This is a genomic window from Streptomyces sp. NPDC045695, assembly GCF_056432025.1.
Window position 1 is genome coordinate 1 of record NZ_JBWKJU010000030.1, and the last position, 21,240, is coordinate 21,240.

Annotated in this window: 16 protein-coding genes and 3 pseudogenes; 10 read left to right on the plus strand and 9 right to left on the minus strand. The window is 72.3% G+C overall.

What is annotated here, in order from left to right; all coding sequences use genetic code 11:
* Positions 1 to 173: 173 nt before the first annotated feature.
* On the plus strand, positions 174 to 896 hold the full coding sequence (locus AC07DU_RS31620; RefSeq protein ID WP_479115198.1) for a phosphatase PAP2 family protein: 723 nt from the start codon (positions 174 to 176) through the stop codon (positions 894 to 896).
* Between the two features lie 60 nt (positions 897 to 956).
* Here the strand turns inward: AC07DU_RS31620 and AC07DU_RS31625 are convergent, their stop codons facing one another.
* The 4 genes and pseudogenes from AC07DU_RS31625 to AC07DU_RS31640 all read right to left on the minus strand — a co-directional run.
* Positions 957 to 1,538: a sigma-70 family RNA polymerase sigma factor gene (locus tag AC07DU_RS31625; protein ID WP_479027296.1), complete on the minus strand. Its 582-nt coding sequence runs from the start codon at positions 1,536 to 1,538 to the stop codon at positions 957 to 959.
* A gap of 406 nt (positions 1,539 to 1,944) precedes the next feature.
* A pseudogene (locus AC07DU_RS31630) lies at positions 1,945 to 2,031 on the minus strand (hypothetical protein); the annotation flags it as partial.
* A gap of 9 nt (positions 2,032 to 2,040) precedes the next feature.
* Positions 2,041 to 2,598 (minus strand): annotated as a pseudogene (locus AC07DU_RS31635) (tetratricopeptide repeat protein); the annotation flags it as partial.
* 1,534 nt (positions 2,599 to 4,132) lie between these two features.
* Positions 4,133 to 4,846: pseudogene (locus AC07DU_RS31640) on the minus strand (AfsR/SARP family transcriptional regulator); the annotation flags it as partial.
* A 327-nt stretch (positions 4,847 to 5,173) separates the two neighbouring features.
* Here AC07DU_RS31640 and AC07DU_RS31645 point away from each other — a divergent pair.
* From AC07DU_RS31645 to AC07DU_RS31670, 6 genes are all read left to right on the plus strand, one after another.
* Positions 5,174 to 6,322 carry a serine hydrolase domain-containing protein gene (locus AC07DU_RS31645; RefSeq protein WP_479115200.1) on the plus strand — a complete coding sequence of 383 codons (1,149 nt, stop codon included), beginning with the start codon at positions 5,174 to 5,176 and terminating at the stop codon, positions 6,320 to 6,322.
* Positions 6,323 to 6,579: 257 nt separating this feature from the next.
* A complete protein-coding gene (locus tag AC07DU_RS31650; RefSeq protein ID WP_479115202.1) occupies positions 6,580 to 7,410 on the plus strand; it encodes an alpha/beta fold hydrolase in 831 nt (276 codons plus the stop codon).
* Between the two features lie 94 nt (positions 7,411 to 7,504).
* On the plus strand, positions 7,505 to 8,338 hold the full coding sequence (locus AC07DU_RS31655; RefSeq protein WP_479115204.1) for an alpha/beta fold hydrolase: 834 nt from the start codon (positions 7,505 to 7,507) through the stop codon (positions 8,336 to 8,338).
* Between the two features lie 225 nt (positions 8,339 to 8,563).
* Positions 8,564 to 9,817, plus strand: a complete 1,254-nt coding sequence (locus AC07DU_RS31660) for an AMP-binding protein (RefSeq protein WP_479115206.1) — start codon at positions 8,564 to 8,566, stop codon at positions 9,815 to 9,817.
* A gap of 137 nt (positions 9,818 to 9,954) precedes the next feature.
* Entirely contained in the window at positions 9,955 to 10,869 is a 915-nt protein-coding gene (locus AC07DU_RS31665) for a fumarylacetoacetate hydrolase family protein (RefSeq protein WP_479115208.1), read from the plus strand.
* Positions 10,870 to 10,881: 12 nt separating this feature from the next.
* A complete protein-coding gene (locus AC07DU_RS31670) occupies positions 10,882 to 11,685 on the plus strand; it encodes a maleate cis-trans isomerase family protein (protein WP_479027270.1) in 804 nt (267 codons plus the stop codon).
* A gap of 92 nt (positions 11,686 to 11,777) precedes the next feature.
* Here the strand turns inward: AC07DU_RS31670 and AC07DU_RS31675 are convergent, their stop codons facing one another.
* From AC07DU_RS31675 to AC07DU_RS31690, 4 genes are all read right to left on the minus strand, one after another.
* Positions 11,778 to 13,082 carry an MFS transporter gene (locus tag AC07DU_RS31675; RefSeq protein WP_479115210.1) on the minus strand — a complete coding sequence of 435 codons (1,305 nt, stop codon included), beginning with the start codon at positions 13,080 to 13,082 and terminating at the stop codon, positions 11,778 to 11,780.
* Positions 13,079 to 14,233, minus strand: a complete 1,155-nt coding sequence (locus tag AC07DU_RS31680) for a PLP-dependent cysteine synthase family protein (RefSeq protein ID WP_479115212.1) — start codon at positions 14,231 to 14,233, stop codon at positions 13,079 to 13,081. The genes AC07DU_RS31675 and AC07DU_RS31680 overlap by 4 nt, the downstream gene beginning before the upstream one ends.
* Positions 14,234 to 14,447: 214 nt before the next feature.
* Positions 14,448 to 14,984 carry a hypothetical protein gene (locus AC07DU_RS31685; protein ID WP_479027261.1) on the minus strand — a complete coding sequence of 179 codons (537 nt, stop codon included), beginning with the start codon at positions 14,982 to 14,984 and terminating at the stop codon, positions 14,448 to 14,450.
* A 666-nt stretch (positions 14,985 to 15,650) separates the two neighbouring features.
* Positions 15,651 to 16,463, minus strand: coding sequence for a DeoR/GlpR family DNA-binding transcription regulator (locus AC07DU_RS31690; protein WP_479115214.1), 813 nt, complete (start codon positions 16,461 to 16,463; stop codon positions 15,651 to 15,653).
* A 128-nt stretch (positions 16,464 to 16,591) separates the two neighbouring features.
* Between AC07DU_RS31690 and galT the strand changes: the two genes are divergently transcribed.
* From galT to AC07DU_RS31705, 3 genes are read left to right on the plus strand one after another with little or no spacing between them, the layout of a single operon-like run.
* Complete coding sequence (gene galT, locus AC07DU_RS31695; RefSeq protein ID WP_479115216.1) at positions 16,592 to 17,641, plus strand: galactose-1-phosphate uridylyltransferase; 1,050 nt, start codon at positions 16,592 to 16,594, stop codon at positions 17,639 to 17,641.
* On the plus strand, positions 17,638 to 18,885 hold the full coding sequence (gene galK / locus AC07DU_RS31700; RefSeq protein WP_479115218.1) for a galactokinase: 1,248 nt from the start codon (positions 17,638 to 17,640) through the stop codon (positions 18,883 to 18,885). Before galT ends, galK begins: the two co-directional genes overlap by 4 nt.
* A complete protein-coding gene (locus AC07DU_RS31705) occupies positions 18,882 to 20,780 on the plus strand; it encodes a glycoside hydrolase family 5 protein (RefSeq protein ID WP_479115220.1) in 1,899 nt (632 codons plus the stop codon). Before galK ends, AC07DU_RS31705 begins: the two co-directional genes overlap by 4 nt.
* 106 nt (positions 20,781 to 20,886) lie before the next feature.
* Here AC07DU_RS31705 and AC07DU_RS31710 read toward each other — a convergent pair whose 3' ends face one another.
* A complete protein-coding gene (locus AC07DU_RS31710; RefSeq protein ID WP_360893628.1) occupies positions 20,887 to 21,189 on the minus strand; it encodes a DUF1876 domain-containing protein in 303 nt (100 codons plus the stop codon).
* Positions 21,190 to 21,240 lie beyond the last annotated feature (51 nt).

Sequence of the window (21,240 nt, forward strand, 5' to 3'; positions counted from 1 at the left end):
TGTCCTTCTTGTCCCGCCCCCCCCTCCTCTCGCTTGACCGGCACCCTCTCCCCCCCCCCCCCCTCCCCCCCCCCTCCGCCTTGCGATGCACGGCACCGGACGACGCGGGCTCAACCGACAAGATCCGAAAGGGACGACCTAGGCCGGAGGGCCGATCGCGACAGCAGGCAGACATGGCTCACTCGAACTTCCCTCAGCACGGGCCCCCGAGGTCCTGCGGTGCCCCTCGCCACCACCTCCCCGCCCCACCGCCGCGCGGCGCCCTGCCGGCGGGGATCGTGCTCTCGCTGACGGCCCTGTCCGTGGGCCTCCTCCTCGGCGGTGAACGGCCGCCGTTCTTCCAGGCGCTCGACGACCGCTGGGCCCAGTGGACCGACGGGGGCGGGGGCGGCGGGCGGGTCGCCGGCCTCGCCTTCCTGCTCGACCGGCTCGGCGGCCCGCTGGGGACGGTCGTCCCGCTCGCGCTGTCCGGCGGCCTGTGCGTCTTCGGGCGCTGGAGGTCGGGGCTGTTCGCGTTCACGGCCGCCGTCGCGGCGAACGTGCTGGTGGTGCTACCGCTGAAATCGCTGGTCGACCGCCCGAGGCCGCCCCGCCCGCTGGTGCTGGTCAACGACGGCTCGTACCCCTCCGGCCAGGTGTTCACCGCCGTGACCGTCGTGATCGTGGTCGCCGTCGTCCTGTTCCCCGCCCGGCCCAGGCGCTGGTGGTGGCTCTTCGGAGCGCTGTACGTCGCGGCCATGATGGGGAGCCGCACCTGGCTGCACGCCCAGTGGCTCAGCGACGCCGTCGCCGGTGCCCTGGCGGGCGGCGGGGTGTGCCTCCTGCTGCACCGGGCCTTCGCCCCGCTGCTGGAACGGGAAGCCGTCCTCGCTGCGGAGGACCGGCTGTGGGCGTAGGGAGTGTCTCGTGGGTCAGGCCGGGCTCGCGGGGCCTGGTGCCGTGCCGTGGCGCCGTGGCTATCCCGTGAGAACGCCCTGCTTCTCCAGCGCCCTGCGCAGCGCCCGCACGGCGTAGAAGGCGCGGCTCTTCACGGTGCCGGGCGGGACGCCGAGGTGCTCGGCCGCCTGGGCCACGCTGCATTCCAGGGAGTACATGAGACGGATGACGGTGCGCTGTTGCTCGTTCAGTTCCCGCAGGGCGTTGAGCACGGCATGGGTGGTGATCGTGGATTCCGTGCTGTCCCAGGACGCGTCCAGGTCCTCGACCGGCATGAGCTCCAGCGGCCGGTTCCGCCGGGCCCGGTGGTGGTCGATGACGAGGTTCCGCGCCACGGTGAACAGCCATGGCCGGATGTGGTCGGCGCGGGTACCCAGGAAGCGGCCGTGCTTCCAGGCGCGGGCCGCCGTCTCCTGGAAGATGTCCTCCGCCTTGTGCCAGTCGCCGTCGAGCAGCCGCGTGGCGTACCGGACGAGCAGCAGCCCGTACTGGTCGTAGACGTCGCGCATGAAGGCATCGCAGTCGGCGTCCGACGTGACGTGTGGGGTGTGCGCCTGAGGCGGAGCGAGGGTGGTGGTCCCCGCTTCCATGATCCCGTTCATGGGTGGTGCCCGTTCCTGTGCGAGTGTTCTGTGGCCTGCTCTCCCGCATGCGCGGGGGAGTGGCTCAACACTCGTGGGGGGCCCTTGGCCGAACCTTGTCGTCTTCTTGTCGTGCCCTTCGGGTCGCGGTCGCGGTCGCGCGAGGCGTGGGTGAACCGTCGCCCTGTTCCGGGCGTTCACATCACAGCGCCTAGTGGGCTGGACCACCCTGGTGCGGAACCGGGAGGCGGTGGCTTCCGGCCGCCCGCTCCGGCACGGTGGGCGTGGGGTCCGTATGCATGTCCAGGGCGGTGAGGCGGTCGCGGACCTGCTGGGCGCTGTGACGCATGGCTCGCGCGTCGGCGTTCTCCAGGGCCTTGACCCAGTCCGCTCGGGCGCCTTCCCGGTCGCCCTGGGCCAGCCGGGTGTCCCCGAGCCGCATCAGTGTGCCGATGGCGTTCCTGTGGTCGCCCAGCTCCTCGAACGCCCGCGTCGCCCGCTGGTAGGTGGCCACCGATTCCTCGTAACGGCCGAGCGCACGGAGGGTGTAGCCCACGATGTCCCACCCCTGGGCCAGCTGCCACGGTGCGTCCAGGCGCTGGAACAGGGCGATGCCCTCCTCGCTGTACTCAAGGCCCTTCTCCAGCTGCCCCAGGTTGGAGAAGAACCAGGCGAGTTCGAGGAGGCACTCGGCCAGCCACAACTCCTCACCGGTCTTCCGGGACAGCTCCAGTCCCCGCTCGGAGAACGTGACGGCCTCCTGGACCCGGCCGAACAGGAACAGCGCGCACGCCATCACGTAGTGGGCTCGCGCCTGGTCGCCGGTCGCGTCGAGCTGCTCGAAGATCGTGGTGGCCGTGCGGAGGTGCTGCAGGGCTTCTTCCTGGTGGCCGAGATAGCCGTGGATGCTGCCCAGGTGGCGCAGGCAACGCCCCTCTTCGAGTCGGTCGCCCTGGCGCCGGGCCACTTCGAGGGCCGGGGTCAGCGCGGTGATCGCTTCGGGCCAGAACTCCTGGCGTTGGAGATGTTCCTTGAGCGACCAGGCCAGCCCGGTGGTGTGGTGGTCGAGCCCCTGGCTCACCGCGGCGTGGAGCAGGCCGGTCAGTACCCGGTCCTCGGCGGTGAACCACCGGGTCGCCTGCTGGGCGCCGGTGAACGTCTCCGGCGTGACGCCGGGGGCGGGCGCCCCCGAGATCGAGTTCGGCCGTCGTGTCCTGCTTGAGGAGCTGGTTGGCCGCGTAGGCGGTGAACATGTAGTGGTCCAGGACCCGCAGGGTGGCGCGGTCGCGTTCCTGGGCCGTGTCGTGGAGCTGGGTGAGCTCGCCGGCGTACCAGCGCAGGAGGTCGTGCACGCTGTAGCAGCCGGGCCGTGGTTGTTCCACGAGGCAGGAACCGGTCAGTGCGGCGAGTGCGCGGCGGGTCCGGGCGAGGGGGAGGCCGACGAGGCCGGCGGCGGCGGGGGCCGTGATGTGGGGGCCGGGGTGCAGGGCCAGGAGGCGGAAGAGCCGGGCGGCGTGCTCGTCCAGGGACCGGTAGGACCAGGAGAAGACGGTGCGCACGTCGGTGCTGCTGTCAAAGCCGGTGAACGCGTCGAGGTCCCCGTGGGTGTGCATCAGGTCGTCGACTATGGCGTGCAGAGGGAAGGACGGGTCGAGTTCGGCGCGGGCGGCGACCACGGCCATGGCCAGGGGGAGTCGTCCGCACAGGCGGATGATCTCGGCTGTGGCGGTGGGCTCGGCGGCCAGTCTCTCGCTTCCCAGACGTCGTTCGAGGGCTTGGTGGGCCTCGGTCGGTGAGGGCAGCGCGAGCGTGAGGGGTTTGGCGCCGTCGGTGGCGATCAGGCCGGGAAGCTGGTTGCGGCTCGTGATCAGGGTGAGGCAGCCCGCACCCGCCGGGAGCAGGGGGCGTACTTGCTCCTCGTCACGGGCGTTGTCCAGGACCAGGAGGATCCGGCGGTCGGCGAGCAGGCTGCGGAAGAGCGTGCTGCGGGCCGTGGTGTCCTCCGGGATGCGCTGCGCGGGAATGCCGAGGGCGGTGAGGAAGCCGTGCAGAACGGTGCCGGGGTCCACGGCGGGTGCGTGGGGGTGGAATCCGCACAGGTTGACGAAGAGCTGTCCGTCGGGGAAGGACGAGGCGATGCGGTGGGCGTGGTGGACGGCGAAGGTGGTCTTGCCGACACCGGGGGTACCGCTGATGACGACGACGGGAGCAGCCGTCGGCCCGGTCCGGTCCGGTGCACCGCTCACGGCTGACAGCCACGCGCCCTCGGCGGCCCGTCCCGCGAACACCGGGAGCCTGGCGGGCAGTTGAGCCGGGCGTACCAGGGGCGACGGCGTGGTTTCCTCCTCGGCGGCCGGGTCGTGGCGTGGGTCGGACCGGTTGGACCGGTCGGCCGCGCCGACGGCGGCCGCAGTCGGCTCGTCCTCCTCCGGCCCCGCGGACCCGGCCGGCCCGACCGGATCGCGGCCCCGCTCGGTGCCCCGGGCTCCGGGGACGGATGCCGCGCCGAAGCCGTTCAGCTCACCGGCTGAGTGAAGGGGCGGCAGGTCGTGGTGGAGGATGCCCTGGTGCAGGGCGCGCAGGGACGGGCCCGGTTCGAGGCCGAGTTCGTCGGTGAGGAGCCGGCGCAGCTCGGTGTAGCGCTGAAGCGCTTCGGGGTGCCGGCCGGCCAGGTACAGGGCGCGCAGCAGCAGGGCCCAGCCGGTTTCCCGAAGGGGATGCGTCGTGGTCAACTCCTGGGCCGAGTCCAGGGCTTCGGTGATCCGTCCTTGCACGAGCAGCGCGGTGGTACGGATCTCGCGTGCGGCCTGCCGCAGTTCTTCCAGGCGGGCTGTCTCATGGGCGGCGAACAGGTGGTGCGCCGCGTCGGCGAACGCGGTGCCACGCCACAACCCCAGGGCGGCCCCGGCCTCTTCGACGGCACGCTCGGGCCGTCCCTCGTCCATGAACAGGCGCGCCCGGGCGAGGGACCGCTCGAAGCGTACGGTGTCACGGCTCTCCGGGGGTACACGCAGGGCGTAGCCCAGGGGCTCGGTGACCAGCAGTTCGAAGGCGCCGTGCCGACGCAGGTGCGGGGGTTCCAGGACGGCGCGCAGCTTGCTGACGTGCGCGTGCAGGGAGTTCACCGCTCCGCCCGGGCTCTGTCCCGGCTGCTGGGGCCACAACTCCTCGCACAGCGTCTGGGGCGCGACCGCCCGGCCGTCGGCGAGCAGCAGGCGGATCAGCAGCAGCCGCTGCCTGCGCCGCCCCGGATCGACTACCGCGCCCGCCCGCCGTACCACCAGCGGACCCAGCAGCCCGAAGTCGAGCCCCTGCCCCACAGCTGTCATCGCATCCACCCGGAATCCCGCTCGACGGCGCCACCAGCGGGGGCACACCCATGACCATGGCCCGCGGACACGCGCGCGACCTTCGCCGCGGTGAGCTGTCCGCCGCGATGGGGGTGGCCGGTGCGGGTGGCCCGTGCGGGTGTCCGGAAGCGGCGAGGACCCCGTCGTGCCCTGCCCGCATCACCGGACAGGACATTAGCAGGGGCTCCTTCACGCGATGACGCCGCAGGTGGCGCGGTATGAACCGCTGTCCAACCGGCTATGAACCGGCATGAGGTCCCTGCCGTTGTGTGACCGAACGACCGTCGTCACGAGTGGGGAAAATTCATGGTCACCATCGAGGGAACGAGCACCGCACGGTTCGACCCGGTCCGAGCGGCGCTCGCAGCGCACCTGGAGTCCGGGGAGGAGCTGGGGGCGTCGATCGCCGTCGACGTCGACGGAGTCATGGAAGTCGATCTGTGGGGCGGACATACCGACGCGGCGCGGACGGTTCCCTGGCGCCGGGACACGGTGGTCAGCCTGTGGTCGACCACCAAGACCCTCAGCAGCCTGGCGGCCCTCGTCCTCGTCGACCGGGGCGCACTCGACCTCCACCGCCCGGTCGCGCACTACTGGCCCGAATTCGCCGCCCAGGGCAAGCAGGACATCGAGGTACGGCATGTCCTGGCCCACACCTCGGGGCTCTCGGGCTGGCAGCAGCCCTTCGCCATGGACGATCTGTACGACTGGCCGACCGCGAGCGCCCGACTGGCCGCGCAGGCGCCCTGGTGGGAACCGGGCAGTGCCTCGGGCTACCACGTGCAGACGCAAGGGCAGCTGATAGGAGAGCTCGTCCGGCGGGTCAGCGGCCTGACCCTGACCGAGTTCGTCGACACCGAGATCGCCAAGCCGGCACAGGCCGACGTCCAGATCGGTGCGCGGCAGGCCGACTGGCCGCGGATCGCGGAACTGGTGGCCCCGTCGCAGCTCTCGGGGATACCCGCCGGCCTGGATCCCGAGGGGATATTCACCAAGACGCTGCTCGGCAGCCCCGCCCGGGACGAGCACGTCGACACCCCGCGGTGGCGCCGCGCCGAACTCGGAGCCGTCAACGGACACGGCAACGCGCGGGGCATGGCCCGCGCCCTCTCCGTGATCTCACGGCGCGGCCAGGTGAACGGCCGTCGGCTCCTCTCCGCGGCCACGGTGGAGAAGGTCCTCGACGTGCAGGCCGACGGAGTCGATCTGTTCCTGGGTGTTCCCGTCCGCTGGGGCATCGGCTTCGCCCTCGCCGACGCGAGGACCATGCCCCACATGCCCACCGGGAGGATCTGCTTCTGGGTCGGCCGGGGCGGGTCGATCGTCATGATGGATCTCGACCGGCGCGTCACGTTCGCGTACACGATGAACCGGCTGGGCGACGGCATCCTCGGCTCGGAGCGCACCCACAGCTACATGCGGCAGGTCTACGAAGTCCTGCAATCCACGGACTGAGCACGGCCTGAGCACGGGCTGAGCACGACTGAGCACGGACGGAACAACAGCGCCGCTCTCGGAGTGAACCGAACCGGTCCTGCCGTCGTAGGACAGGACGAGCAAGCCTCCCCCCGGTCTGCGCCGGCCACTCGGCGGGAGCCGCACACACCAACTCAGGTGTCCACAGAGGAACTCGGTGCCTCGGCTCTCGAACGCACCGCCATTTCGCCGGGTCCGGCCAGGACCGACGGCCAAGAAAAGAAGGACGTTCACGCATGCGCACCACCCCCCTCAGCCGCAGATCCGCCCTGCTCGGTGTCACAGCGGCCGTAGGGCTCTCCGCGGCCGCCCTCACCCTGCCCGGTGCGGCCAGTGCGACGCCCCTCCGCCCGGAACGACCGACGATCGTGCTGGAGCACGGGGCCTTCGCCGACGCCGCGAGCTGGGACGGTGTCGTCACGCGGCTGCAGCGCGCGGGCTACCCCGTGGTGTCCGCCGCCAACCCGCTGCGCGGTCCGGCGAACGATGCCGCCTACCTGCGCAGCGTCGTCGACCACATCGACGGACCCGTGATCCTGGTCGGCCATTCCTACGGCGGTACCGTCATCAGCCAGGCCGCCGCGGGCCTGGAGGACAAGGTCAAGGCGCTGGTCTACATCGCGGCGTTCCTGCCCGACACCGGCGAGAGCTCGCTCGGACTGACGAACAAGTTCCCCGGCAGCACCCTCGGCCAGGCGATCGAGTCCGTCAACTACACCCTGCCCGACGGCGGTCAGGGCGCGGACGTGTACATCAAGGCGGAGAAGTTCCGCGGCCAGTTCGCCGCCGACGTGCCGGCAGGCAAGGCCAGCCTCATGGCGGCGGGGCAGCGTCCGATCGCCGCCGCCGCGCTGGAGGAGAAGTCGACGAAGGCCGCCTGGAAGACGATCCCCTCCTGGTCCCTGGTGACCACGCAGGACCTCAACATCCCTGTCGCCGCCCAGCGTTACATGTCGGCCCGTGCCGGGGCCCGCACCACCGTCATCGACGCGTCGCACGCGGTGCCGGTCTCCCGCCCCGACGCCGTCGCCCGCATCGTGGAGCGCGCGGCCCACACGGTCCGCTGAGCGACAGGACCACCCCCGTACCGGGCGCTTCACCACCGCACCCACCCGGGCACTTCACCACGCACCGCACGTCTCATCGAAAGGCAGTATCACCATGGCGTTCATCACCGTCGGCCAGGAGAACTCGACCAGCATCGAGCTGTACTACGAGGACCACGGCACCGGCCAGCCGGTCGTGCTGATCCACGGCTACCCGCTCGACGGCCATTCCTGGGAGAAGCAGTCCGCCGCCCTGCTGTCGGCCGGCTACCGCGTGATCACGTACGACCGGCGCGGTTTCGGCCGCTCCAGTCAGCCCACCACCGGCTACGACTACGACACCTTCGCCGCCGACCTGAACACGGTCCTCGAAACCCTCGACCTCGACGACGTCGTCCTGGTCGGCTTCTCCATGGGAACCGGCGAGGTCGGCCGCTACCTGGGCACCTACGGCTCCGCCCGGATAGCCAAGGCCGCCTTCCTCGCCTCCCTCGAACCCTTCCTCCTCAAGACCGACGACAACCCCGGCGGTGTCGACGGCGCCGTCTTCAAGGACATCGAAGGGGCCGTCACCGCCGATCGCTACGCCTACTTCACCGCGTTCTACGAGGACTTCTACAACCTCGACGAGAACCTCGGCACGCGCATCAGCGAGGAAGCGGTCCGCAACAGCTGGAACGTCGCCGCAGGAGCCTCCGCGTACGCCTCCCTGGCCTGCGTGGCGACCTGGTCCACTGATTTCCGTGCCGACCTGCCCAAGATCGACGTCCCGGCGCTGATCCTGCACGGCACCGCCGACCGCATCCTGCCCATCGAGGCCACCGGCGCCCTCTTCCACCAGGCGCTCCCGCAGGCCGACTACGTCGTCGTCGACGGCGCACCCCACGGCCTGCTGTGGACCCACGCCCGGGAAGTCACCGAGGCGCTCCTGGCCTTCCTGGCCAAGTGATCGTGCGCACCCCGCCGCCGTTCCCACGACGGCGGGGTGCCCCCCGGCCGCGGCCACGCCACTGCACGACGGCCCGAGTGGGCCACCCTGTCCTAGCATGTTACACGTGTAACAACGCCCAGGCGAGACCCTTCGAGCCATTTTATTGCGAGGTATTGACGGTCGTAAGTTTAGCGAGATACTTGCTCCACTCTCCCCGCTGCCCCGAGATTGAGGTGCCGCCCCATGGAGCTCTCCCCGTCCGCTCATGCCGATACCTTCTGTCGCGACCGGCTTCCACCGCTCGCACTCTGGCCCGACCTGCACTTCGACCTACCGGAGTTGCAGTATCCGGACCGGCTCAACTGCGCTCATCGACTGCTCGACGAAGCCGTCCGGCGCTGGGGGCCCGACCGGCCCTGTCTCCTGACGCCCGAGGGTGACCGGTGGACCTACGGTGACCTGCTGGAGCGTGCCGGTCAGGTCGCCCGCGTACTGACCGAGGACTTCGGTCTCGTCCCCGGCAACCGGGTGCTGCTGCGCGGGCCCAACAACCCCTGGCTGGTGGCCGCGTGGTTCGGCGTACTGAAGGCCGGCGGTGTCGCCGTCACCACCATGCCGCTGCTGCGCTCCGGCGAGCTCGCGGAGCTCTGCGAGATCAGCCGGCCGACCGTGGCCGTGTGCGACCACCGCTACCTCGGCGAGCTCGCCGCCGTCGAGTCCTCCGGACCGCCGGTGCTGGCGTACGGCGGTCCGGGCGAGGAGGACCTGGTCGCGCGCTGCACGGCGAAGGACGGGCGGTTCTCCAGCGTCGTCACGGCGGCCGACGACGTCGCCCTGATCGCCTTCACCTCGGGGACGACCGGACGGCCGAAGGCCACCCTGCACTTCCACCGGGACGTTCTGGCGAACGCCGACACCTTCTCGCGCCACGTCCTGCGCCCCCGCGAGGACGACGTCTTCACCGGAACCCCGCCCCTGGCCTTCACGTTCGGGCTCGGCGGTCTGGTCGTCTTCCCCCTGTACGCGGGTGCGGCGACCCTGCTGATCGAGCACGCCACCCCGCAGCGGCTGGCCGAGCTCGTGGCGGAGCACGCGGTGACCGTGCTCTTCACGGCGCCCACGGCCTACCGGGCGATCATGTCGGCCGGGGCGGTGGGCGCCCTGACCGGCCTGCGTCGCTGCGTGTCCGCCGGGGAGGCGCTGCCCGCTGCGGTGTGGGAGGAGTTCCACGCCGCCACCGGACTCGGCATCATCGACGGCATCGGCGCCACCGCCGCGAAGGGGCGGGGCGTGTCGGTGATCGCCGGACAGCGCTTCGAGTGGCAGCGGGGCGACATGTTCTGCGTCCCCTCCTGGGCCTGGCACGAGCACCGCAACCTCGACCCGTCCGAGGACGCCTGCCTGTTCTCCTTCAACGACTTTCCCGTCATGCGCTCGCTCGCCTTCCACCGCGAAGAGGCGTACCCCGACAACGGCGGGCACCAGCCCACCGCTTAGGCGGTGTCCGTCGTGTGGACCGCTCCGCCGGGCCGGACGCCGCCGGCCCTGACACCGGCGCCGGCCCGGCGGAGCACCACCGTCTCCCCCCTGCCCCGCTCTCTCCCCCCCGCACACGCACATGCAAGGAGCACCCCATGCGGCTGGTCACCTTCACCGCCGACTCCACGGACGGCTCGCCCCACCGCCTGGGAGCGCAGAGCGACGAGCTCGTCGTCGACCTCGCCTCCCTGGCCGCCCGGGCCGGCGTCCAACTGCCTTCAGACCTGCTGTCGTTCATCCAGGCGGGCGCGTGGGCCCGGGAAGCCGCGCGCGGCCTGCTGGCCGGCGGGCCCGCGGCCTGGCCGGCCGACGCCGTGCACCGCAGTGACGAGGTGTCGCTGCGGGCCCCGCTGCGCCCCGGAAAGATCATCGGGGTGGGGCTAAACTACGTCGAACACGTGGAGGAGTCCAGCCGCAGCCTGGACACCGACAAGGAACGGCCCTCGCGGCCGGTGCTCTTCAGCAAGCCCGCCACGGCGGTCACCGGTCCCGGCCAGCCGATCCTGCACAACGCCGACCTGACCGCGCAGCTGGACTGGGAGTGCGAACTCGCCGTGGTCATCGGCCGTACCGCCTTCCGTGTGAGCGAGGAGGAGGCGTACGACCACATCTTCGGCTTCAGCATCGTCAACGACATCAGCGCCCGCGACCAGCGGCGTTCCGGCCAGTGGTTCTTCTCCAAGGGCCAGGACTCCTACGCCCCCTTCGGCCCCGCCGTCGTCACCTCCGACGAGATCCCGGACCCGATGGACCTGGACCTCTCGCTGCGCGTCAACGGCGTCACCAAGCAGAGGTCCAACACGCGCCACATGCTCTTCCCCATCGCCCGTCTCATCGCCGACATCTCCTCCGGGGTCACCCTGGAGCCGGGAGACGTGATCGCCACCGGATCGCCGGCGGGGGTGGGAGCCGGCATGGTCCCGCCCGAGTTCCTGCACCCCGGCGACACCGTCGAAGCCACCGTCGAAGGCATCGGCACCCTCGCCAATCCCGTCGTCGACGCCCGCTGAGGAGCGAAGTCCATGTCCCCCCGTACCACCCCCGCCCCCCGTACGCCTCGTACCCCTCGTACGCACCGCGCCTACCGCATCGGCCAGATCGTGCCGAGCTCCAACGTGACGATGGAGACGGAGGTCCCGGCGATCCTGCGCGCCCGGGAAGCCGTCGCGCCGGAACGCTTCACCTTCCACTCCAGCCGGATGCGCATGACCCATGTGACTCCGGAGCAGCTCAGGGCCATGGACGCCGACTCCGACCGGTGCGCCGTCGAGCTCTCCGACGCGCACGTGGACGTACTCGGCTACGCCTGCCTGGTCGCCATCATGAGCATGGGGCTCGGCTACCACCGCACCTCCGAGGAGCGACTGCACCAGCGGACCGCGCAGAACGGCGCCCCCGCCCCCGTGGTCACCAGTGCCGGAGCGCTCGTGCACGGTCTGAACACCCTCGGGGCGAAGAAGATCGCGCTGATCGCCCCGTACATGCGGCCGTTGACCCGGACCGTCGTCGACTACCTCACCCACGAGGGCATCGAGGTGCTCGACTACGAGGCGCTGGAGATACCGAACAACCTGGACGTCGCCGCGCACGACCCCGCTCGCCTTCCGGGACTCGCCAAGGCGCTGGACCACGCCGACGCCGACGCCGTCGTGCTCTCCGCGTGCGTCCAGATGCCCTCCCTGAGTGCCATCGAGGAAGCCGAGCAGCTCCTCGGCAAGCCGGTCGTCTCGGCGGCCGTGTGCACGGCCCACCAGATGCTGCGCGCCCTGGACCTGCCCGCGGTGGCGCCCGGAGCGGGACATCTGCTGTCCGGCGCCCATGCGTGACGAGCCGCGGCCGGCGCGCCGCCCGGGAGGGGCGGGCAGCGGCAGCCGCCCGCCCCCGGGTCCGGTCGGTCCGGTCGGTCCGGTCGGTCCGGTCACACGGTCACGGTTTCGGGCCGTGCCCGCGCCGCGGGAGGTGCGAGCCGGCCGGTGCGGTGCAGCCCGTACAGGGCGGCGGCGCACAGCAGACCGAGGGCGAAGAGCGCCAGCCACGGCAGGGCGGACATCCCGGCGTCGCGCGCGGCGTCGAGCGCCGCGCCGGTGAGCAGGTTCCCGACGGTGATGCCGATCCCGCAGATGGTGTTGTACAGCCCGTAGTGCGTGGCGACCATGCGCCCGTCGGCGAGCCGCACGATGGTGTCCATCTCGAAGGGGTAGGCGATCATGGTGCCCAGGGCCAGCAACAGGGCCGCCAGCGCGGGCGGCACTGCGGCCAGCAGCCAGAGCCCTGCGCCTCCGTCCGGTACGGGTACGGTCGTGGCCGCCAGCAGCGGCACGAAGGCCAGGCCCATCGTCAGCAGCCCCCGGACGAGCGCGCGGTCCGGGTCCGTGCGGGCCTTGCACCAGGCGGTGATCTTCGTCTGGAAGAGGATCGTGCTCAGTCCGGAGACGGCGAACAGCCCGGCCACCGCCGCCGCGGCGAACCGCCCTTCGCCGCCCAGGCGCCGGACCTCCAGCGGGAGCGCGAGGTAGACCTGGAAGGACATGACGTACGAGCCGGTCATGGCCACCGAGAAGAGCAGGAAGGGCCGGTTGGCCAGCATGCCGCGCCACTGGGCGAGCACTCCCTCGGCCGGGCCGTCCGCCCGCTCCCTCGTGTCCCCGCCCCGCCGGGCGGGCAGGGCGCGGACCTGGACGAGGCTCAGCACGGCGAAGATGCCCGACGCCACCAGGCACGTGACGCGGAAGTCGACCCCGGTGAGCACCATGCCGACCAGCGGCCCGAGGAGGATGCCGGCCTGGTAGAAGACGTTGAACAGCGCGAACGCCTCCACGCGCCGTTCGCCCGCGTCCTGGGCCAGGTAGGCGCGGGTGGCCGGGTTGAAGAGCGCTCCGGCCAGGCCGGTGGCGGCCGAGGCGGCCAGCAGGGCCGGTGCGGAGTCGACGAGGCCGAGGGTGGCGAAACCGACGACGCGCAACGCCAGCCCGGCAATGATCATCGGCTTGTAGCCGAGACGGTCGGCGAGGGTACCGCCGATCAGGAACATGCCCTGCTGGCTGAAGTTGCGGACACCGAGGATCAGCCCGACCAGCCAGCCGGCCAGCCCGAGGGGGCCAGCGAGGTGGGCGGCGAGGTAGGGCATCAGCATGTAGAAGCCCAGATTGATGGTGAACTGGTTCACCATCAGCAGCTGCACGCTGCGCTCGTACGTGCGGACCTGCGCGAGCGTGCCCTTCACGCGCTCCCGCCTTCCACGTCCTCCACACCTTCCGCACCTTCCGCACCGTCGGTCCCGTCGGACGGCGGTGTGCGGCCGGCGAGCGTGAGCGGGTCGACGACACGGGTGCAGCGCGTCCAGTGGGTCACCTCCTTCTCGTCCAGGCGGCCGATGACCTCGGGTTCGGGCGCGGGCGGTGAGCCGAGGAGGCCGTGGGCCGCGCAGTAGTCGTCGTCGTAGACGGTGCCGAGGTAGCGCTGCGGACCATCGGGGAAGACCGCCGCGATCCGCGTGTCCCCGGGCAGGGTCCGGGCCGCCCAGCCCGCCACCAGCGCGACGGCGCCGACGCTCCAGCCCCCGGTGGCGTAGTGGGAGGAGGCCAGTTGGCGGCAGGTCCACACCGCCTCGGCCGGGGCCACCCAGTGCACTTCGTCGAAGTTCTCGTAAGCGACGTTGCGCGGGTAGATGCTCGAACCGAGGCCGCGCATCAGCCGCGGCCGGGCGGGCTGGCCGAAGATCGTGGAGCCGACGGTGTCCACGCCCACCAGGGTCAGCTCCGGATAGAGCTGGCGCAGGACGCGCGAGATGCCGGCGGAGTGGCCGCCGGTGCCCACGCTGCACACCAGGACGTCGATGTGCCCCAGCTCGGTGGCCAGTTCGAGGGCGAGCGGGGTGTAGGCCGAGGTGTTGTCGGGGTTGTTGTACTGGTCCGGGCACCACGAATCCGGGTGCTGCTCCATGAGGCGGACCACCCGGTCGCGGCGGGCCTGCTGCCAGCCACCCGTCGGGTGGGGCTCGGAGACGACGTTGACCTGGGCCCCGTACGCGGTCAGCAGCCGGGTCATCGACCTCTCCAGGCCGGGGTCGGTGACCAGGGTGACCGGATGGCCGTACACCATGCCGGCCAGCGCCAGCCCGAGCCCCAGGGTGCCGCTGGTGGATTCGATGATCCGGGCCCCGGGCTTCAGGTCACCACGGGCACGGGCCCGCTCCACCATGTGCAGACCCGGGCGGTCTTTGATCCCGCCGGGGTTGAATCCTTCCAGCTTCGCCCAGAAGCCCCGTCCCGAGGGGGCGAGCGGTTCCGATACGTGCAGGAGCGGGGTGTTGCCGACCAGCCCGGACAGGGCGGATCGAGCGGGGGGAGTCACGTCGGTCGTTGAGGAATGCATGAGTTCGCTCTCGGTCGATGGTGCGCGTCATGTACTCGCTCGTGTCGCATGCGCACGCCGCCGCTTGGGGGCGGGCCGAGCCGGGGCGGGGCTGGGCTGAGCGCCCCGCGCTCGGGGGCGGGCACGCGGCAGCCGATGCGTACGGCTGCTGCGTGGCGAGTGGCTTGGGGCGTGCGTTGCCGATCAGGCGGAACAGATCGGAACAAGCCATCCCCTAGATGCGCCACCGACAGATGCTGGTCAGGGTGGAGCGGCCGGTCGGGGGCGGGTGCGGTCCGTAGGCGTGCCGGGGGGAGGGGGACAGCGCGAGGGCCGGGGGCCGGCCGGCCAAGGACAGCAGCAACAGCCCGGGGGCTGCCGCCGTGGGCTGAGAGGTGTTCTGCGTCTGGGGGGTGAGGCCGGGGGAGACGCAGGTGGCGTGGTGTTGATCGTGCTGAGGGTGGCGGTCCTCGCCGCCCCCGGCCGGCGCCATGCGCACCGTGTTCCCGGTGGCGGTCGGTGTCGCCGTGGCGTGTCCGGGCCGATGTCCGTGGCTGTGTCCGTGTCCGTGTCCGAGGCTGTGGCCGTCATCGGCGGGATGGAAGGAACAGTGGACCGTCGCGAGCAGCAGGAGGCCCAGCAGGCCCGCGAGCAGCCGGCCGGGGCGGGTGACCGCCCGGTGGGCACGGCGTACGAGGGAAAGGCCTGTGCGGGAATGGCCGGTGCGGGGGCGGCCTACGAGGAGGCGGCCTACGAGCGGGTGACGGGACACAGTTCCTCCGTGCGGCAGTCGCCTCCCCCGGGGGCACGGGGAGCGGCTGGACAGGCGGCGGGCGTGGAAACTGGACGATTCCGAACATAGCGGCCACAGAGCCGCATGCGCGTGAGCGCAGCCTCAGCCGGCCGCGCGCGCCGCCGCTATACCCGGAGCATGCTCGACGTCCCGGGGTGCCGGGGGAGGAAAGGGCTGTCGTCTCCCGCGGTACGAGGGGGAGCCACGCCCGGACACCCCGCAGGGGCGCGCCGCGCCTCGACCGGCGGGACGGGACCGGGCGCCTCCGGCGCCACCGTCTGCCGCGGACCCCCCAGAGCGCACTCGTGCACGGGGTGGGCCGGCTCCGGATGGCCGGGGGCCACCAGTGCCGGGGCGGGTACGGGGCCGGAGTTGGGCGCGGGGACCGAGGTGGAGGCGTGGCGGGCCGCATGGCCCGAGGCGGGGTCCTCCAGCGGCGCGCCGAACGCGCAGAGGAAGCCCAGGAGCAGGACGCTCAGCCCGAGCAGCCCTGCGAGACCCGCGCGTGAGCGGGCCCCTTCAGCGCGTAAGTGCGGTCGGGCTGTCATCACGGGTGATCTTAAGGGCTGGTCCGCCGGGCGGGGCAACGAGATCTGGACAGTTGTCCCGGGATCGGGGAAGTGGCCGAAGCCCGCCGCCCCGGGCTCACGCCTCCTCGCCGGCGACGAGGAGCTCGCCCACCGCGTCCTTGAGCGCGGCGCGGGCCGGTGCGGGCGTGCCCGGGTCGGTCACGTACCAGTCGGCCTGATCGAGCGTCGCGAACCCGCTGAGCCCGACCACCCCCCACTTGGTGTGGTCGGCCACGACGGCGATCCGCCGTGCCGAGGCGACCAGGGCCCGATTGGTCTGGGCCTCCATCAGATTGGGCGTGGTCAGACCGGCCGTCTCCGACACCCCGTGTGCGCCCAGGACCAGGAGGTCCACGTGGAGGGAGTCGATCACCAGGTCGGCGAGCGGGCCGGCCAGCGCGGCCGAAGGGGTGGGGGAGCCGCCGGTGAGCAGCAGGGTGGGGGCCCCGGCCGCCGGATCGAGGCCGGCGGCCCGCACCAGGTCCGCCACCGGAAGGGAGTTGGTGACGATCGTGAGCCGCGGGACGCCGAGGAGCCGGGCGGCGACCGCGTGCGCGGTCGTGCCGCCCGAGATGGCGACCACGCTGCCCGGTTCCACCAAGGTGGCGGCCGTCTCCGCGATGGCGGCCTTGGCCTCCCCCTCCAGATCGGACTTGGCCTCGAATCCGGGCTCGTGCCCGCTCGCCCCGTCCGCGGCGGCGACGGCCCCGCCGTAGACCTTCTCGACGGCGCCGCGCCGGGCGAGGGCGTCCAGGTCCCGTCGGATGGTCATGTCCGACACGCCGAGCTGACCGACCAGGTCCGCCACCCGTACCGCGCCGTCGCGCCGGACCGCGGCCAGGATGAACGCGCGTCGTTGGTGCACCAGTTGGGTAGCCTGCTCGGCCAAGGGTCGACTCCCGGGTAAGCGGCCAATCCGGCCATAAAGCCCCAACGTAGCACGGTGACGGTGAGCGTCTCTGAGGAGTTGCGGGTCTGAGGCTGTTGATTCATGTGGGGATCTGTTTATTCTTGGGGGTGAAGAAGACCCTCGCCACACTCGCGGACGGCCGCGAACTGATCTACTTCGACACCGACGAGAGCGCCGTGCGCGAGGCGCCCGACCTCCGCCCGCTGGACCGTGTGCACAGCCACCCGGAACTGCGGCGCGACGAGGCCACCGGTGACTGGATCACGATCGCCTCCCACCGGCAGGACCGCACCTACCACCCGCCGGCCGGCGCCTGCCCCCTGTGCCCCTCCCGGGACGGCCGGCTGAGTGAGATCCCCGCCGCCGACTACGAGGTGGCCGTCTTCGAGAACCGCTTCCCCTCCCTCGCCGGCGCGGCCGGGCGGTGCGAGGTCGTGTGCTTCACCCCGCAGCACGAGGCCCGGTTCGCCGATCTCACCCCGGCCGCCGCCCGCCTCGTCCTGGACGCGTGGACCGACCGCACCGCGGAGCTCTCCGCCCTCCCGGGCGTGGAGCAGGTGTACTGCTTCGAGAACCGGGGGGCCGAGATCGGGGTGACGCTCGCCCACCCGCACGGCCAGATCTACGCCTTCCCCTTCGCCACCCCGCGCACCGTCAAGATGACCGCCGCCGCGACCGCCCACCGGGCCGCCACCGGCCGCAATCTCTTCGAGGACCTGCTGGAGCGCGCCCGTGCCGCCGATGAAAGGGTGGTGAGGGCCGGTGAGCACTGGACCGCCTTCGTGCCCTACGCCGCCCGCTGGCCGTACGAGGTGCACCTCTACCCGCACCGCCGCGTCCCCGACCTGACCGCTCTCACCGAGGCGGAGCGGGCCGAGTTCCCCGGCATCTACCTGGACCTCCTGCGCCGCTTCGACCGGCTCTTCCCCGTACCGGGGGAGCCGGAGCGGACGACCCCCGCGCCGTACGTCTCGGCCTGGCACCAGGCGCCCCGTACGGGAGGCGACGAACTGGCCCTGCACCTGGAGTTGTTCACCATCCGCCGGACCCCCGACAAGCTCAAGTTCCTCGCCGGCACGGAGTCCGGGGCGGAAGCCTTCATCAACGACGTGGCCCCCGAGGCGGCCGCCCGCCGGCTGCGGGAGGTCCAGGCGTGAGCCCGTCGGCGCAGGGGGACGACGACAGCCGGGCCGAGCGGGTCAGGGCCGACTTCCACCGGATCTACGGGGGCTCCCCGGACGGCGTGTGGGCGGCCCCGGGCCGGGTCAACCTCATCGGTGAACACACCGACTACAACGACGGGTTCGCCCTCCCGATCGCCCTCCCGCAGACCACCCTGGTCGCCGCCCGCGCCCGTGACGACGGGCGGCTGCGGCTGCACAGCGCCCAGGGCGACGGCCGGATCACCGAACTGCCCGTGGCCGCGCTGGCCCCCGGCGCCGCGACCGGCTGGACGCGCTATCCGGCCGGTGTGGTGTGGGCGCTCGCCGAGGCGGGACACCCGGTGGGGGGCGCGGACCTGCACTTCGACAGCACGGTGCCCACCGGCGCCGGCCTGTCCTCCTCCGCCGCGCTGGAGTGCGCCGTCGCCGTCGCCTACGACGAGCTGTACGGGCTGCGCCTGCCCGGGCCCGCACTGGCCCGGATCGCCCAGCGCGCGGAGAACGCCTTCGCGGGCGTCCCCTGCGGGATCATGGACCAGATGGCCTCGGTGTGCTGCACCGCCGAGGCCGCCCTCCACCTCGACGCCCGCAGCCCGCAGCATCACCGGCAGGTGCCCTTCGACCTGCGGGGCCAGGGCCTGGGGCTCCTGGTGATCGACACCCGGGTCGCCCACGACCTGGGCGACGGGGCGTACGCCGCACTGCGCGCGGGCTGCGAACGCGCCGCCGCGCTGCTCGGCCTGCCCGCGCTGCGCGACCTGCCCGCCGGGGAGCTCCCGCAGGCCCTGCGGGACCTGCCGGAGGCGCTCGCACCCCTGGTCCGTCACGTGGTGACCGAGAACGCCCGGGTCGAGGAAGCCGTCTCGCGGCTGCGGGCGGGCGACGCCGCGGCGCTCGGCCCGATCCTGACCGCCGGCCACGCCTCGCTCCGCGACGACTACCGCATCTCCTGCCCGGAGACCGACCTCGCCGTGACCGCCGCGCTGGGCGCCGGGGCACTCGGCGCGCGGATGACGGGAGGCGGCTTCGGGGGTTCGGTCATCGCCCTGCTGGAGGCCGGGCGGGAGAGCGAGGTGGGCGCGTCCGTCACGGCCGCCTTCGACGCCGCCGGCCACCGGCCCCCGCGCCTGTTCGCCGTCGCTCCCGCCGCGGGCGCCCGGCGGATGCACCCCCGTACCCCCACCACCCCCGCACCTGCCCCCGCATCCCGTGCCCCCTTCCCCGGGAGGACCCCGTGAGACGATGTTTACGGCCCGCGCTGCTCGCCGGAGCGCTGCTCCTCGGAGCGTGGGGAGGTCCCACGGGTCCGGCGTCCGCCGCGGGCTCCGCGATCTCTGCGGGCTCCCCGGTCGCTCCGGCCGACGCGTGGACCCCTCCCCTCAGCACCCGCGGCCGGTACGTCGTCGACGCGTCCGGTGACCGCTTCAAGCTGAAGTCCGCCAACTGGCAGGGCGCACAAGGCTCGTGGAACGGCTCCGGGGACATCAACGACCCGGCGAACCACCACGACGGCGAGAAGGCCGACCAGATGCCGCTCGGCCTGGACCGGGCACCGGTCGGCGTGATCCTCGCCGGTTTCCACGAGCTGGGCATCAACAGCATCCGCCTGCCGTTCTCGAACGAGATGCTGCACGACCAGCGCCCCGTCTCCGACGCCTCGGTCGCCGCCAACCCGCACCTGCGCGGCAAGACCCCGCTCCAGGTCTTCGACGCCGTCGTCGCCGCCACCACGGCCGAGGGCTTCGCCGTCATCCTCAACAACCACACCAACACCTCGCGCTTCTGCTGCGGACTCGACGGCAACGAGCGCTGGAACACCAGCCAGTCCACCGCGCAGTGGGAGAGCGACTGGATCGGCCTCGCCCGCCGCTACAAGGACAACAAGCGCGTGGTCGGCGCCGACCTCTACAACGAGGTCCGCCGCACGGTCACCGACGACGCCAACTGGAACTGGGGCAACGACCACGACTGGTGGACCGCCTCCCAGCGGCTGGGCGACCGGCTCCTCACCGAGGCCAACCCCGACCTCCTGGTGATCGTCGAGGGCATCAACTGGCAGGGCGTTCCCCTGGACGGCTTCGCCCACGGGCGCCCCACGCTGGAGCCCGCGCGCACCCTGTCGCACACGCTCGTCGCCTCCGACAAGCTGGTGTACTCGGCGCACTTCTACGGATACACGGGCCCGAACCACACCGGCGCGACGGGGCTCGGCGAGACCCATGACCCGCGCTACCAGGACCTGTCGCGCCAGGACTTGTTCGCCACCCTCGACCGGCAGGCGTCGTTCGTCACCGGCGAGAGCGGCCGCCACTTCACCGCGCCGGTATGGATCAGCGAATTCGGCATCGGCAGTGACGAAACCAATCCGCAGGCCCGTGCGTGGTTCGGCAACTTCGTCGACTACCTGATCGACCGTGATGCGGACTTCGCCTACTGGCCCCTGGTCGGATGGACCGGACACGGCACCTGGTCGGTCCTCAACTTCGACGCTCAGGGCCGCCGTTCCGGCATCCTGGACGACGCCGACTGGCGTGCGGCCCACTGGTCCCGGCTGGCGGCCGCCCCCCACCAGAGCGGCCCCGTGGCCGCCTCCGACACGTGGGACATGCTCAACCTCGACCACGCCGACGCGGTCCAGTCGCTCCGTATGCGTGCACGCGGGGACTGGGACCCGGGAGCCCGCAAGGCGGTGTGCCCCGACGGTCAGCGCCTCATCGGCCTGTCACACCGGGACGGACGCGGTCTGTGCACCGACGCCGCGGCCCGCGGGCCGGTGGCTCCCGACGTGCGGGACGGCGTGGTGCGCGACGAGCGGTACGTCCAGGGCGACTGGGCCGGCGGCTACACCAAGTACCAGTGCGGCCCCGGTCAGTTCATGACCGGGTACAGCGTGCGGGGCCAGGAGGTGTCGGCGGTGCTGTGCAGCGACGCGGGCCGGACCCTGGGGACGGGCGGCCGCACCGTCTGGTTCGACCGCGGCGACGACCGGCCGGCGGGAGCGCCGGGCGGCGAGTTCGCCGTCGGCAGCTACAAGGGCCAGTGCGGCACCGGCGAATACGCGGCCGGTGTGGCCTTCACCGGTGCCTGGGCCAAGGGGAAGACCCCGGACGCCCTGCTCTGCCGCACGCTCTGAGGGCTGATCCCGGACCGGGAGCCGGGAGCCGGGAGCCGGGAGCCGGGGGACGGGGGACGGGGCCGGGCGAGCCGCCGCGGCGCCCGGCCCCCGGTCGGGAGGCGTTCTACGGGGCCGGGCTCACGTCGTCCGGCCAGCCGTAACCGGTCCGCGGCGGATCCGGTACGGCGCCCACCGCGGCCAGGTCCCGGTCGGCGGCGCGCATCAGCTGACCGGCCAGGTCGCGCATCGCCCTGCTGGCCGCCAGCTCGTCACCGATCGCGGGGACCTCCACGTCCTGCGGATTGCAGCGCGCCGTGCCGCGCCCCACCATCGTCGTCTTCCCGTTCTCGAGGACGGCCCGGGCCTTGGTCGTGCCGTCCTCCTCGGTCAGGTACACCCCGACCTTCCACTCCTCGGCGTGTGTCATGACCCCGCCTCCTCGCGCTCCGGTCCCCTGGTGCCAGTAGTTCCAGAATCC

Coding starts and splice junctions, on each gene's coding strand:
- AC07DU_RS31650 (WP_479115202.1), top strand. CDS start 6,580: ATGCGCACCACCCCCCTCAGCCGCAGATCCGCCCTGCTCGGTGTCACA.
- AC07DU_RS31645 (WP_479115200.1), top strand. CDS start 5,174: ATGGTCACCATCGAGGGAACGAGCACCGCACGGTTCGACCCGGTCCGA.
- AC07DU_RS31655 (WP_479115204.1), top strand. CDS start 7,505: ATGGCGTTCATCACCGTCGGCCAGGAGAACTCGACCAGCATCGAGCTG.
- AC07DU_RS31660 (WP_479115206.1), top strand. CDS start 8,564: ATGGAGCTCTCCCCGTCCGCTCATGCCGATACCTTCTGTCGCGACCGG.
- AC07DU_RS31670 (WP_479027270.1), top strand. CDS start 10,882: ATGTCCCCCCGTACCACCCCCGCCCCCCGTACGCCTCGTACCCCTCGT.
- AC07DU_RS31710 (WP_360893628.1), bottom strand. CDS start 21,189: ATGACACACGCCGAGGAGTGGAAGGTCGGGGTGTACCTGACCGAGGAG.
- AC07DU_RS31625 (WP_479027296.1), bottom strand. CDS start 1,538: ATGAACGGGATCATGGAAGCGGGGACCACCACCCTCGCTCCGCCTCAG.
- AC07DU_RS31665 (WP_479115208.1), top strand. CDS start 9,955: ATGCGGCTGGTCACCTTCACCGCCGACTCCACGGACGGCTCGCCCCAC.
- AC07DU_RS31680 (WP_479115212.1), bottom strand. CDS start 14,233: ATGCATTCCTCAACGACCGACGTGACTCCCCCCGCTCGATCCGCCCTG.
- AC07DU_RS31620 (WP_479115198.1), top strand. CDS start 174: ATGGCTCACTCGAACTTCCCTCAGCACGGGCCCCCGAGGTCCTGCGGT.